This window comes from Anaerospora sp. (genome assembly GCF_032013335.1).
GTDB lineage: Bacteria > Bacillota > Negativicutes > Sporomusales > DSM-15969 > Anaerospora.
Genome location: NZ_DALZUO010000013.1, coordinates 54,334 through 67,700 on the forward strand (window position 1 = coordinate 54,334; position 13,367 = coordinate 67,700).

The following is a 13,367-nucleotide window of genomic DNA, read 5'->3' on the forward strand; positions in this document are numbered from 1 at the left end:
CTCCCTGCCGTTTCTTATCTGTATTCAGCACTACACCGTACGCAGTAACTAAGTTTGATTATAAAATGGAGGTCAAACATTGTCAACCATAAATATTAAGATGGTTAACGCACATGATAAGTGTTAACGATACAGGAGTACTCCGGCTTGTCTTTACTCATTTTTCTCATTTTCCTACTTCACAAAATAACCGAATTGCTTTCAGTTTTAAAATAACTATGATAATCTAATAAGAGAAATTCACATGGAAATGCTAGTAATAATATATAGAGAAAAAGGAGCCTTTACACACATGGAGACATTTAAAGATTTACACAAGAAAATCCAGGAAGCATCCTTGTCAGATCAGGATAATGGTACTCCCGTAAAAGATCTATTCGAAGATTTTGATAAAAGTCAGTTAAATTGTCTTTTCACTCCTGATATTCATCCTGTATTCTGGAATTTGGAAGCCTGCGTCACCAAAGCAACTGACAGCGGAGTAAAGATTTCCAAAGATGTACAAGCATGTATGGAATCGCTCCATGGCAAAAAGAAATTGGCTTATGCACTAATAGCACCCGCTTTTATTGGTCAGTTTAGCGATGAAGTTACCCCGGGGATGCTGCGTAATGCTTTTAAACAGATGGGCTTTGACGGCATGGTTGAGGTCGCTGTTTTTGCTGACATTCTGACGCTGAAGGAAGCGCTGGAGTTTGATCAAAACATTAATTCAGAAAGCGATTATCAGTTAACAAGCTGCTGCTGCCCCATGTGGATTGCCATGATTCGCAAAATATACAGCGATTTAATGCCCCATGTACCGGCAACCGTATCGCCGATGATTGCAGCCGGACGTACGGTAAAGATCCTCCATCCCGACGCCCTCACTGTATTCATTGGCCCCTGCGTCGCAAAAAAAGCAGAAGCAAAAGAGCCTGACCTCAAAGGTGCTATTGACCATGTACTGACGTTTCAGGAAACTAAGGAATTATTTGATCTGCTGAATGTGGATTTAACGCTCTTCGCTGCTAATGAGAAGGAAAACTCGTCCAAAGCCGGTCGAATCTACGCCCGGGTAGGTGGTGTCAGTGAGGCCGTAAAAAATACAGTCGAACGTCTCAATCCAAACCGTAAAATTGCCATCAAGACGCGCCAGGCCGATGGCGTGGTAAACTGCAAGGCTATGGTTAACGAGTTAGTATCTGGTCAAGTAACAGCTAACTTTTTTGAAGGTATGGGCTGCGTAGGCGGGTGCGTCGGCGGACCTAAATCCATTCTTGACAAAGATATTGCCAAAGATAACGTCAACACCTATGGCGAAAAAGCCATCTACCCAACTCCGATTGATAATCCCTACGTAATTGAACTGCTGCACCGTCTGGGCTTTGACACACCAGAAAGCCTGGTTGAGGATAATAAATTCTTCACCCGGAAATTTTAAGAGTTTTAACATAAAGGGACTGTCGCACTAAAACGACTTAAAACTGCTATCTTCGATTCCTTTCGGCCCTTCTGGAAAAATGCGGTCCGCAGGATGGGAAATGCTTAGCTTACGTTAAGAAATTCGTACTGTTTGAGCGCAGCGAGTTTCACGAATTTTAGTAAGCTAAGCATTTCCCAAGCATTTTGGAAGACAGGCCTAGAATTTTTGCTACTTTTGTTTCGATGACAAAAGTAGAAGCCGGGCTTTTTCTGCCCATCGCTTTGCCTAAATATCAAAGAAAGGGTGTCGCAGAACGTTTTTTAAAAAAGCGTTTTTGCGCCACCCCTTTATGTTTAGGATATAAAGAGAAGGTTCTAAACTACTGATATATCCTACTTTTTTAGCTTATCTACATAAATAACGGAGTCAAACTGCGATATGCTACAAAAAATTCCTCTTATTATCTAACGAATGACTCAACAGAACCGTCCCTCTGAGTCACTTATCCGTTAGGCTGCGCCCATACCGGGCGCACAACAAAAAGCAGGCAGAATCACATTTGTAATTCTGCCTGCTTTCCTATTAACTCTAACTTACCGTTTTATCAGCATTGGTTTCTTTTCGTATTTGTGAATAGCGTCAACAAAACGGACTGTGCCTGTTTTATAGCGCATAACGATGGAATGGGTACGAGCACCGCCGCCAAAGTAGCGCACACCATTCAGAAGGTCGCCTTGGGTAATGGCAGTTGCAGCAAAAATTGCATCATCGCCGCTGACCAGATCATCAATTGTCAGTACTTTATTGATGTCCGTAATCCCCATCGAGCGGGCCCGTTCGATATCAGCGTCGCTTTCTGGAATTAGTCTGCCCTGCATATCTCCGCCAAGACATTTCATTGCCGCAGCAGCAATTACGCCTTCCGGTGCGCCGCCTGTTCCCAGCAGCATGTGGACGCCTGTCCCTTCAATGGCCGCATTGATCGCCGGTGATACGTCACCATCTGCAATCAGCTTAATACGGGCACCGGCATCACGAACCTGTTTAATGATATCAGCATGACGGGGACGATCAAGGATAACAACAGTCAAGTCCTCGATTTCACGTTCCAGCGCCTTGGCAACAGCAGTCAGATTATCAATAACAGGCGCATTAATATCAATTTTTCCGGCAGCTTTAGGGCCGACAGCAATTTTATCCATATACATATCCGGTGCATGCAGCAAGCCGCCCCGGGGGGCAATAGCCAAAACAGCAATTGCACCAGGTAAGCCCTTGGCTACCAGATTAGTGCCTTCCAGCGGATCAACGGCGATATCTACCTTGACACCACCGGCTCCGACAACTTCGCCAATATACAGCATGGGCGCCTCGTCCATTTCTCCTTCACCAATAACAACCTTGCCACTGATGCTTACATCATCAAAGGCTTGTCTCATTGCATCTACTGCCGCCTGGTCAGCAGCTATTTTATCCCCTTTGCCCATCCAGCGACCGCTGGCAATTGCAGCTGCCTCAGTAACTCGTACAAACTCCATCGCTAATTCGCGATCCATAATACTTCAGCTCCTCAACATGTTTAAATAAATATATCCAGCCTCTCGGCTTAAGCTAATGAATAGCAGCGGTAAAACAAGCAAAGGCGCAGCTCCCTGCAGGTTAATGCATAGAACTGCGATCTGCCTCCCTAAGCGGGAATTGCTTACCGCGCTTTCAGCAGCGGTTATAAATTAGCGTTTTTCCAATCTTCCAGAAATCGCTTAATCCCCGAGTCGGTTAAAGGATGATTCAGTGATTGCAGCAATACCTTGTAAGGGACGGTAGCAATGTGAGAACCGGCTAATGCAGCCTGGTGAATGTGCATAGGATGACGGATGCTGGCTGAAATAATTTCCGTATCAATACCATGTATGGCAAATATATCAGCAATATCTTTTATTAATGCAATTCCGTCGTAGCTTATATCATCCAGCCGTCCTACAAAAGGGCTGACATAAGTAGCTCCGGCCCGGGCGGCCAGCAGCGCCTGATTCGCTGAAAAAATCAGCGTCACATTTGTCTTGATTCCTTCAGCAGACAATATATGAACTGTTTTTAGCCCTTCGGCATTCAACGGTACTTTAATGACTACATTTTTTCCCAGCTTGGTTAATTCTCTTGCTTCCGGAACCATGTCAGCAACTGTCGTGCTAATTACTTCAGCACTAACCGGACCAGGCACAGCTTCAGCAATTTCTTTAATTACAGCCTTAATATCCAGCTTTTCTTTCGCAATTAGCGAAGGATTGGTTGTGACTCCGGCGATAATACCTAATGCAGCGGCTTCTTTGATCTCAGCAACATTGGCTGTGTCTATAAAAAATTTCATAACTAAAAACCTCCTGCGGTTTTATTCCTACATGTTACTCTGTGCTAGTTTATCCTACTGTTTATGTCTTGTACGGCGCTGTGGAATCAATTGAATAAATTCCAACGATTTTACCTGTTCAAGATCCGCATCCGTCAGGGCCGGAACTACGCGTCTGCTGCCACATTGGCCGCAAGTCAGTTCAATACAGTCAGGCAGCACTTCCGCATCAATCGCGGGCTGTCCACAACGGCAGGAGATGTCACCTTGTTCGGCCATATCATGAATGCGGTTAAATATCCCAAACATAACCTGAGGGTTATCAATATGCTCATCATCATACTCAGCTTCCCGTGGAAGCTGATCCAATTCATTTTTATGATCAGCAAATGTTTTTGCAATTATACGCCGGCATCCAAAAAGACCAAGTTCAATGTTTTCTTCAGAGCAGTATAATTTATCTGCCTCAGCGCGCCAAAAACGTCGGGCATCTATACATACTTTATGAGTAGTCTCGCACAGTACACAAGGAATATCTAAGAGATATTGACGACGGCCCACACTGGAAATGGCAGCTTGAATCTGACCGCAACTGCACACTAATTCCTGCTTAGCCGCTCCTGGCAGGTTAAACCGGGTAAAAGAGTGCATCTGCAGTTTGCCGCAATGAGGGCAATACAAGGCTAGCGTTGCTTCTGTCCGGATAACCATTCAATATCCCTCCTCGTATCAAAGACTTCGCCAGCGTTTTAAAAAAATCCTTCCTCTGTGCCCAATAAGAAACACCCAGCTTATCTGGGTGTTTCTAACAACACATTTACAGTTTGCAAAAAAAAGAAGTCTTTTATCCAATCATTAGTTGGCGTACCTCTGTTTCATTCGACGCCTCATCAATCATATGACAAAGAGAAATAATGTCAAAAGGCTTCGTGATGTAACCATAAGCACCCATCTCACGAGCTTGATTAACTAAGTCAAGTTCTCCATAAGCAGTCATCATGATTACCCGGTCGCCCTGACCTAACCGCTTAATCTCTCGCAGCGTTTCAATACCATCCATTCCGGGCATTTTCATATCCATCAGAATTAAAGCAGGTTTAACTTCCTTGGTCTTGGTAACACCGTCAATTCCGTTGATGGCCGTAACAACCGTGTACCCTTCCTCCGTTAGCACTTCGGTCAATAGCCTTCTAATACCTGGCTGATCATCAATAACCAGTACTGTCGACTTGGCTTTAGCCATGTGCGGTCCCTCGCTCTGTCTAATAATTTTGTATAATTGCTTATAACATGTCTATTCGCACATCTTGACAAATATCCTCCTAGAAGCTGGAAATTTAATTACTTTTTTATAAAAATTCTATTATTTCTTTGCTATTTTGTTTTTTATTGCAGTAATGTATCGCGTAATAGTGGCAAGAACGTCATTATGGTAAATTTTTAGGCTATATTGATCTTCTTTGCTATCAACAATAAATTGCACGTCATTATAGGGTGTAGGCAAACCCCAGGTAGAAAAAACAGGCTCCCCATTTTTCAAAATAACGGCCCGGTATGCGCTGTCGCGCAAGTAAAGAGGAATTTTTACACTTACCTGATGCGGATGTAGGCGGTCAACCGGGATGTCGCTGCCTAAAATTTCGACAGCATATTCCGATATACCCAGCTTATTTTGCGACAGACGCTTGCCATATACGGCAACCAGCTCTGGCGCGTAATAATCAAGATAAGCTTTCACCATATCACTTGCAGTGGCAAAAATGAGGTGATTTTGATTGACATAGCGATTTTTCAGATGAGCTAAATGAGTGTCGATAGCAGCAAACTGCCCTTGCTCCAGACTTTGCCAGTCAGGTTCTCCCATTACAAACATCGCATGGGTAAAGCCGATAATACCATGGATACCCGGTTTAACTGCTCCATCGGCAGAAGTAAAATAGGTTATCCCCTGATCGGCCAAGACATTCATAGCCTCAGCAGTCTGACTGTCATAGGCAATAAAATTGCGGGGTGTTGGGCGGAACTCAACCAGTCCGGTCTGTGTAATGTCCACAGCGGCTGTATTGATGTCATCGGGCTTAGCAAAGTATATTTCCTTGCCATAGGGACCGGCAGTGATGCCGCCCTCATTGCCGTCAGCATCGCTAGTACCCCATAATCCCACTTTCCGGTAAGCGCTGGTGCTGATTGCCTCACTGTCGGAACCAGCCCCAAAATCAAAGGAGCCTACCCTGGACGTCACCAACTGTCCCTGGGGAGAAGCGGCCGACAGCTCATCCATAATCCGCTGATACGCATAGAGTATGCCTGTGCGGCTGGAATAATCATTGAAATTGCCTTCACTGGCAATGGAGTGCGACCAGCCGTGTCTTAAATGATTTGCCCAAATTCCGTCAAGCTCTTTGTTATAGGATAATATATTACCAGGTAAGTATGGGTCATAGTCGGAGTGCATATGAATTCCGTATTCATGGCCTTTATCCGCTTCGGCACGCACCGATTGTTCAATAGCTGCGGCAGCTTTCTTCCATTCGCCGGTTGAGGATTGACGGTCTGCCCAAGCGGCTGCTTTTACTAAGGGCCAGGCAATATAATGGGTCCACTTTGCTCCATATGTATCGGCTATGGCATTTAACCTTTCCGCTTTCTCAACCATCTGAACCGTCAGTTCTTTCGGTTCCAGCCAGCCATTTTGATTGCCCCAGGCTTTGGCATAACCGGCACCGTCAATTGCTTCCAAATCTTCCGTCATCACATAATAAATTTTGCCTGGCCGGTTATCAGCAACCGCTACTTCCACCACTCCATCTACAGGCTGACCATTGATTGCAAATCGAGCCTGCCAGGGCTTATCGAGATTTACACTGTGAGGCCGCGCTGCTTTACTCTCCCAAGCAATGCGGCGTTTCTCGCCAGGCATCAGATGTGTAACTGTTTTAGTCTTTTCTGCAACTGACAGCCCATAACCGACGGGTTCAATTACATCGATATTTGCCTGTTCAATCATGCGGTTCGTACGATTGACAATATCAGCCTCCAGGCGAACTATATCACCTACCATAACTGATTGACTGCCAGTAACAGGGATAACTTGCAAGGCCTGTCCAGGCTCATTAGCTAAAGCGAACCGCGTAATGACGATATGCTGTCCCTGCCCCGCCTCAACGCTTAAGCGATAGCTATGGGCCTTTTGGCCTCTTAGGTAGGAGGCTAGAAGCTCTGCAGGCCGGTATTCTCCAGTAAGCCACTCGCCCTTATAGTTAGCGCCTGTACGGTTGTCCGTCCAGTGGCTGTTAGAAGTATCAGCAGGCAGCGGTCCGGTAGATACCCAGCCGACAACCGCTAATTGCTTTTTATCCTGATCCAACGCCGCTATCTCAAGCAATCCAGTCCCTTGCGTTGATAGAAATTGCAGGCGAACAGCGGCTTTTACATCAACATCAGCAGGAATGTCTACAGAGTACCGGAGATGTCCTTTTCCGCCCGCTGCCAGTTCCAGCCCCTGCGGGGCATCCAGAGCTGAACCTGTAATCAGCCGGTATACATTACCGTCTCCTTCCTGCGTAATTGCTGTTGGCAATCCCCAGCTTTCCTGGCTGCCGGAAGGCACTGCCGTCAGACCAGCCTGCGACGGCAGTTTAGTACCGCCGCAGCCTGCTGCAGCAGCTAAGAAGCACAGCAGCACTCCCATCATTATGGTTTTGCGCATCATTATAATCACCTATCTTTAACTCCATTGAGGCCATTGCATAAATTGAACACTCACAAATGTAACTATTGCAATTACAAACAAGGCTACTGCCAGAAAAGGCATGATGAGCACCAATGTAGCCTTTACTCCCCCTATGCCATAAGCTCCTTTGAGAGCAGCTATATGAAGCGCCAGTACCCAGAACATAACGACCAGCGCCGTAATCCCCATCACGACAGGCCGTATACTCTCAGGAAGCACAGCAGCAACTACCCAAAGAGGAACCATAAAAATACGGGGAAACTGAGCGAAGCCCAAGGCGGCAAACAAGCCCATAGCCGTTCCGCGGCCCCCCATAAATTCAGCAATTAAATGCAGCAGGGCAGCGCCAAAGAACCACAGCAGCAGACTCCCTATTACGTGCATCACAATGATACCGTTAACGGCATATCCAAGACTTGTTGATTTAAGGCCAAACCACATTGCCCAGCTGGGCAGCAAAATACTTACGATAAAAACCACCAGACTTTTGCCTACCAGGCGCCGTCCGGCAATCTGGCTCATCGCAGCCGCAGGCTGAAACAATACGTCATAGAGAATTTCCAGCAAATATCCCATATTCCACCTACCACCGTTCCGGCATAGCCAGTGGTGCTGTTAGCGGCAAATCATTTTTTATCTGCTGCGTAAGTATTTGCTGTAGATTGATTTTGCCTTCAGCGCCAAATAGCACATCCCATGGATTTATTTTTCCAAACTCTTTCAATTGAGGCTTGCCGGTTATACCTGCAATTTGAGCTGCTCCGTCAATCGCATCATAGAAATTACCCAATTCATCAACCAGTCCCAGTTCTTTTGCCTGCTTGCCTGTATAAATACGGCCATCAGCAATTTGGCGAACTCTGACAGGATCGAGTTTGCGTCCTTCAGCAACAACTTCTACAAACTGGTTGTACATGTCATCGACCATTGTTTGAACAATAGCCCGTTCTTCTGGTGTAATTTGCCTCTCTGGCGATAGAATATCCTTATGGGGACCACTTTTAATCTTTTCCTGCCTCACACCAATCTTCTGGTACAGTTCCTCCCAATTGGTGTAAGGCATATAAACGCCAATACTGCCAGTGAGAGTTGACGGATTAGCATAGACTTTATCGGCTAGTGCCGCCAGCCAATAGCCTCCCGATGCGGCAACATCCCCCATGGAAACAATAATCGGCTTACCGCCGGCCCGCACTTTTTTAATTTCCTCGCCTAGCTCCTGCGTTGCCGGTACACTGCCGCCTGGGCTGTTTATCCTGAGTACAATGGCCTTGATGGATTGGTCATCACGTGCTTCATGCAATTGGCGGATAACCTGATCGATTCCTCCAATTTCACTAAATAAGCTGCTTTGCCCCCGCCCCCCTAGAATTACACCTTCCACATGAATAACGGCAAGCTTCGCAGGAGCAGCTTTATCCTTTTTAGTACTAAAGGAAGGCATGAAAAGCAGCATTATACCAAGAGATACAAGTACAATACCGGCAATAACCAGCATAACCGAACGTTTGAACATACCACCACATCCTTTCACTGACTTTGTGTCACCTACATAGTATTAAAAATAAAACTGTTGGATTATCCAACAGTTTTATTTTGCTTGCCTTTATTTCTATCGCAGCTTCAATTTTAGCGTGTTTTGCCTTGTAAGGAAGCCTTGACAAAATCTCTGAACAGAGGATGGGGATTTGTAGGACGGGACTTGAATTCCGGGTGGAATTGCGTTGCTAAGAACCAGGGATGGTCTTTAATCTCCACAATTTCTACCAGCCTGCCGTTAGGCAGCGTTCCGCCAATTACCAATCCGGCATCCGTAAGCTGCTGGCGGTAGGCATTATTAAATTCATAGCGGTGGCGGTGACGTTCATAAATAATTTCATCTTGATATGCATTGCAGGTCAGTGTATTCTCCATAACCTTACAGGGGTATACACCTAACCGCATAGTACCACCCTTGTCCTCAACTGCTACCTGCTCCGGCATCAAATCAATAACCGGATAGGAGGTTTCGGCATTGAACTCGGTAGAGTGAGCGCCCAGCATACCGCATACATTACGGGCAAATTCAATCACTGCACATTGCATTCCGAGGCATAATCCAAAGAAAGGAATCTTGTTTTCCCGTGCATATTGAATGGTACGGATTTTTCCTTCCACGCCCCTATCGCCAAAGCCACCGGGAACAAGAATGCCATCTACATCGCTAAAGTGTCCCTTCAAATCCACTGCCGAATCTTCCAGTTCTTCTGCATTTACCCATTTAATATCAATGTCCGCCTCGTTTGCAATACCTGCATGCCGAAGAGATTCGGAAACACTCATATAGGCATCATGCAATGCAACATACTTGCCGACAATCGCAATTCTTACTGACTTGGACGGCTTGTAGATTTTATCTACCATGCGGGTCCATTCAGTCATATCCGCCTTACCGGCCTGGATATTTAATTTCTCCATGACAATCCGGTCAAGACCTTCTTCCTGGAGCATGAGCGGAACCTGATAGATACTGGCAGCAGTTTTATTTTGAATAACCGCATTAACATCAATATCACAGAACAGTGCCAGTTTTTCCTTCATGTCCTGTGAAATTTCCTGTTCTGAACGGCATACGATAATATCCGGGTGAATACCAATGCTGCGCAATTCTTTAACACTGTGCTGCGTTGGTTTTGTCTTAAGCTCACCGGCTGCAGCAATGTACGGCACCAGAGTTACATGAAGATACAGCACGTCGTGACGGCCAACTTCTTTTTTCACCTGACGAATTGCCTCAAGGAATGGCAAGCTTTCAATATCGCCTACGGTACCGCCAATTTCGGTAATGACAATATCCGCATTATCCTCTTTTGCCACGCGGTAAATGCGGCTTTTAATTTCATTTGTAATATGAGGAATAACTTGAACTGTACTGCCCAAATAATCCCCTTTACGTTCTTTATTAATCACTGACCAGTAAATTTTACCGGCCGTAACATTTGAACTCTTGCTCAAATTAATATCAATAAACCGCTCATAGTGACCCAAATCCAAATCTGTTTCGCCGCCGTCTTCAGTAACGAAAACTTCACCATGCTGATAGGGACTCATTGTTCCCGGATCAATGTTTATGTAAGGATCAAACTTTTGGATGGTCACATTCAGGCCACGGCTTTTTAATAGCCGGCCCAGTGATGCCGCCGTGATACCCTTCCCGAGAGATGATACCACCCCGCCGGTTACGAAAATATATTTAGCCATGAAAAAAATCCTCCTGTAATATAAGCGCCTCTCGCAGTATTATCCCAAACACGCCCAATATTTTATACTTTTATGATAAGAACTGTCAAGTACATTATTCGGTATCTTCCCGTCCAGCAGAAGCATTTGTATAATCCTCCTGGATTCCTTCCAACAGCCGTTCACGACGCTGGCTGGTGCCGGATGCGGCTTTTGCCGTTTCTTCCGCTTGCTTGGCTTCTCTTTGAGGCGTCCACTCATTCAATCCCCACATGCCTTTGCCGACATGCTGGAAGCGGCTGTCGAGGTTAATCTGCGTATGGATCTCCGACATTGCCTGTGCCGGGGAATGAACACGACCAACCTTAGCCTCTAGTACTTTGCTGATAAGCTCGCGAAAATACATCGGCTGATTTACTTCCTGGAGAATTTGAAAAGCCATTTCAATATCCGTCATCTGTTTTTGTACTTTCATCTATTGAATCGACCTCCGCTCCGCTTTTTACATTCTTTCCGGTGCTGAAACACCTAATATGGTTAATCCGTGTTTTAAGGTCCGCTGCACTGCCATTACCAATCCAAGACGGGCAAGCTGCACTTCAGGCTCTACACCGATAATGCGGCACTGGTTATAGAAAGTATGAAATAAGGCAGCCAGATCATGGGTATACCGGGCAATGCGATGTGGTGCCCGTTCCCGTGCAGCGGCAGCTACTTCGTCCGGGTATTGACCAATCTTTTTAATTAAATCAGTTTCTGCGTCTACCGTCAATACCGAAAAATTGGTATCTGCCCAATCTCCAAAACTTATGCCTGCTTCGCCGACCTGACGATAAATGCTGTTAATCCGGGCATGGGCATATTGAATGTAATAGACCGGATTCTCGTTAGAGCGCGACTTAGCCAAATCAAGATCAAAATCGAGCTGACTGTCAATAGAACGCATAATAAAGAAGTAGCGTGCAGCATCGCTGCCTACTTCTTCAATCAGTTCGGTAAGCGTAACTCCCTGACCCGTCCGTTTGGACATTTTCACTGGTTGTCCGTCCTGCAGCAAGTTGACCATCTGCAGAATAAGCACTTCCAGCTGATCCTGATTATACCCAAGTGATGCAATCGCTGCTTTAACCCGGCTGATATAACCGTGGTGATCGGCTCCCCAGATATTAATCAAGGTCTCAAATCCGCGTTCCAGTTTATTCTTATGGTAGGCAATATCAGCTGCCAAATACGTGGGTACACCATTTTCCCGAATAACTACCCGGTCTTTATCATCCCCGTAGGCGGTCGACTTCAGCCAGAGTGCCCCATCCTTTTCATACATAAAGCCATTTAGCTGCAATGCCTCACAAGCTTTAGCAATAGCACCTTCCTCGTGCAGTGTCCGTTCGCTGAACCATACGTCAAAAGTAACTCCAAACGATTCCAGATCAGCTTTAAGTGCGTTTAACTTTTCCTGCAAAGCAAGCTCTTTGAAAACAGCCAGACGCTCTTCTAAGGGCACCAGCAGGTAACGGGAGCCTTCTTGCTCCACAATTCGTTTTGCTGTTTGGATAATATCTTTTCCATGATAGCCATCTTCAGGAAACTCAACAGGCTGCTCCAATAGTTCCAGATAACGGGCGTTGACAGAAGCCGCCAAATTATCAATTTGATTGCCTGCATCATTAATATAAAATTCAGCCTGAACGTCATAGCCGGCAGCCCGCAGCAGGTTGACCAATGCACTGCCAAAAGCAGCTCCCCGGCCATGGCCCACATGAAGGGGCCCCGTAGGATTTGCACTGACGTACTCTACCTGAATGCGCTCGCCTTTGCCGGCAGAAGAACATCCATAGTTTTCTCCCGCAGCCAAAATCTGTCCCAGCATTTCATACATCCAGTCGGGCTTTAAATAAAAATTAATAAATCCGGGACCGGCGATCTCACATTTTTCCAGCCAGGACGCTTTCATCCGTTCAACTAATGCCTGTGCGATAACACGGGGATTCGCTTTTGCAGCCCGAGCAGTCTGCATGGCAAAATTCGTGGCATAATCGCCAAACTCTTTCTGTGGCGGCACTTCCAAAACAACAGCCGGTAATTGCGCTGCTGAAATAACTCCATCCGCTATCGCTTGATTCGCTGCTGCCAAAATACTTTCGTGAAGCAGTTGTTTAATGTCCATTTGTCTCTTTTTCCTCCCGTATCGTTATGGCAAGCTGATTGGAACTCTGCCAACGACCTTCTATTTCTAGTTCATAAGCAATTGTAATGCTGCCGCTGCCATTAGTAAAAGCAACGGTTACAGCACTGGTGGCCACACTCATTTCCATCGCGCCATATGGCGTTATATATGTGCAGGTGCTGCGCTCGCCTTTGCGGAATTCTTGACGCTGTTCAATATTTCCCATTCTCACAAGAACAACATAGCCGTCATAAAGCTTCAGTAAAGTAGTAGTTCCTTCCAACCCGGTGAGCTTACTTTCATCATATGTAATATAATCAACACCGTTCCTCTGATAATGCCGGCCGGTAGTGATCAATTCAATACTCTGCTCATCGCCTGCCCCATCCCGCTGACTGCCGATGACGGTGACAATTACATTAGTCATTTCTGCCACCTCTGTCAATTAATAACTCAATATCATATTATAGCCTATTTACTAGCTCTTAATAAAGGT

At 45.8% G+C, this 13,367-nt stretch carries 12 protein-coding genes; 1 reads left to right on the top strand and 11 read right to left on the bottom strand.

The features are described 5' to 3' along the window. Nucleotides 1-292: 292 nt before the first annotated feature. Nucleotides 293-1,423 (top strand): [Fe-Fe] hydrogenase large subunit C-terminal domain-containing protein, encoded by a 1,131-nt coding sequence (locus RTR76_RS12000; RefSeq protein WP_312520957.1) that lies wholly within the window; start codon nucleotides 293-295, stop codon nucleotides 1,421-1,423. Between the two features lie 575 nt (nucleotides 1,424-1,998). On the opposite strand, the gene glpX is transcribed toward RTR76_RS12000, so the two are convergent. From glpX to RTR76_RS12055, 11 genes are all read right to left on the bottom strand, one after another. Next, a complete protein-coding gene (gene glpX, locus RTR76_RS12005; RefSeq protein ID WP_312520959.1) occupies nucleotides 1,999-2,961 on the bottom strand; it encodes a class II fructose-bisphosphatase in 963 nt (320 codons plus the stop codon). Nucleotides 2,962-3,128: 167 nt separating this feature from the next. Then, the gene (gene fsa / locus RTR76_RS12010) at nucleotides 3,129-3,773 is read right to left on the bottom strand and encodes a fructose-6-phosphate aldolase (RefSeq protein WP_312520961.1); all 645 of its coding nucleotides are present in this window, start codon (nucleotides 3,771-3,773) and stop codon (nucleotides 3,129-3,131) included. Between the two features lie 54 nt (nucleotides 3,774-3,827). Then, on the bottom strand, nucleotides 3,828-4,463 hold the full coding sequence (locus tag RTR76_RS12015; protein WP_312520963.1) for a hypothetical protein: 636 nt from the start codon (nucleotides 4,461-4,463) through the stop codon (nucleotides 3,828-3,830). A 133-nt stretch (nucleotides 4,464-4,596) separates the two neighbouring features. Continuing rightward, nucleotides 4,597-4,995 (bottom strand): response regulator, encoded by a 399-nt coding sequence (locus tag RTR76_RS12020; protein ID WP_312520965.1) that lies wholly within the window; start codon nucleotides 4,993-4,995, stop codon nucleotides 4,597-4,599. A 120-nt stretch (nucleotides 4,996-5,115) separates the two neighbouring features. Further along, the gene (locus RTR76_RS12025; RefSeq protein WP_312520967.1) at nucleotides 5,116-7,464 is read right to left on the bottom strand and encodes a hypothetical protein; all 2,349 of its coding nucleotides are present in this window, start codon (nucleotides 7,462-7,464) and stop codon (nucleotides 5,116-5,118) included. Nucleotides 7,465-7,479: 15 nt separating this feature from the next. Continuing rightward, nucleotides 7,480-8,061 carry a Yip1 family protein gene (locus RTR76_RS12030; RefSeq protein WP_312520969.1) on the bottom strand — a complete coding sequence of 194 codons (582 nt, stop codon included), beginning with the start codon at nucleotides 8,059-8,061 and terminating at the stop codon, nucleotides 7,480-7,482. 7 nt (nucleotides 8,062-8,068) lie between these two features. Continuing rightward, entirely contained in the window at nucleotides 8,069-9,001 is a 933-nt protein-coding gene (gene sppA / locus RTR76_RS12035) for a signal peptide peptidase SppA (RefSeq protein ID WP_312520971.1), read from the bottom strand. A 113-nt stretch (nucleotides 9,002-9,114) separates the two neighbouring features. Further along, a complete protein-coding gene (locus tag RTR76_RS12040) occupies nucleotides 9,115-10,725 on the bottom strand; it encodes a CTP synthase (RefSeq protein ID WP_312520973.1) in 1,611 nt (536 codons plus the stop codon). 94 nt (nucleotides 10,726-10,819) lie between these two features. Continuing rightward, nucleotides 10,820-11,179 (bottom strand): DNA-directed RNA polymerase subunit delta, encoded by a 360-nt coding sequence (rpoE, locus tag RTR76_RS12045; RefSeq protein ID WP_312520975.1) that lies wholly within the window; start codon nucleotides 11,177-11,179, stop codon nucleotides 10,820-10,822. 27 nt (nucleotides 11,180-11,206) lie between these two features. Further along, nucleotides 11,207-12,871: an arginine--tRNA ligase gene (gene argS / locus RTR76_RS12050; RefSeq protein ID WP_312520977.1), complete on the bottom strand. Its 1,665-nt coding sequence runs from the start codon at nucleotides 12,869-12,871 to the stop codon at nucleotides 11,207-11,209. Continuing rightward, nucleotides 12,861-13,298: a DUF1934 domain-containing protein gene (locus tag RTR76_RS12055; protein WP_312520979.1), complete on the bottom strand. Its 438-nt coding sequence runs from the start codon at nucleotides 13,296-13,298 to the stop codon at nucleotides 12,861-12,863. The genes argS and RTR76_RS12055 overlap by 11 nt, the downstream gene beginning before the upstream one ends. Nucleotides 13,299-13,367 lie beyond the last annotated feature (69 nt).

Excerpts from the sequence above, each read along its gene's own strand:
- RTR76_RS12000 (WP_312520957.1), top strand. The coding sequence starts at position 293 with ATGGAGACATTTAAAGATTTACACAAGAAAATCCAGGAAGCATCCTTG.
- glpX (WP_312520959.1), bottom strand. The coding sequence starts at position 2,961 with ATGGATCGCGAATTAGCGATGGAGTTTGTACGAGTTACTGAGGCAGCT.
- fsa (WP_312520961.1), bottom strand. The coding sequence starts at position 3,773 with ATGAAATTTTTTATAGACACAGCCAATGTTGCTGAGATCAAAGAAGCC.
- RTR76_RS12015 (WP_312520963.1), bottom strand. The coding sequence starts at position 4,463 with ATGGTTATCCGGACAGAAGCAACGCTAGCCTTGTATTGCCCTCATTGC.
- RTR76_RS12020 (WP_312520965.1), bottom strand. The coding sequence starts at position 4,995 with ATGGCTAAAGCCAAGTCGACAGTACTGGTTATTGATGATCAGCCAGGT.
- RTR76_RS12025 (WP_312520967.1), bottom strand. The coding sequence starts at position 7,464 with ATGATGCGCAAAACCATAATGATGGGAGTGCTGCTGTGCTTCTTAGCT.
- RTR76_RS12030 (WP_312520969.1), bottom strand. The coding sequence starts at position 8,061 with ATGGGATATTTGCTGGAAATTCTCTATGACGTATTGTTTCAGCCTGCG.
- sppA (WP_312520971.1), bottom strand. The coding sequence starts at position 9,001 with ATGTTCAAACGTTCGGTTATGCTGGTTATTGCCGGTATTGTACTTGTA.
- RTR76_RS12040 (WP_312520973.1), bottom strand. The coding sequence starts at position 10,725 with ATGGCTAAATATATTTTCGTAACCGGCGGGGTGGTATCATCTCTCGGG.
- rpoE (WP_312520975.1), bottom strand. The coding sequence starts at position 11,179 with ATGAAAGTACAAAAACAGATGACGGATATTGAAATGGCTTTTCAAATT.
- argS (WP_312520977.1), bottom strand. The coding sequence starts at position 12,871 with ATGGACATTAAACAACTGCTTCACGAAAGTATTTTGGCAGCAGCGAAT.
- RTR76_RS12055 (WP_312520979.1), bottom strand. The coding sequence starts at position 13,298 with ATGACTAATGTAATTGTCACCGTCATCGGCAGTCAGCGGGATGGGGCA.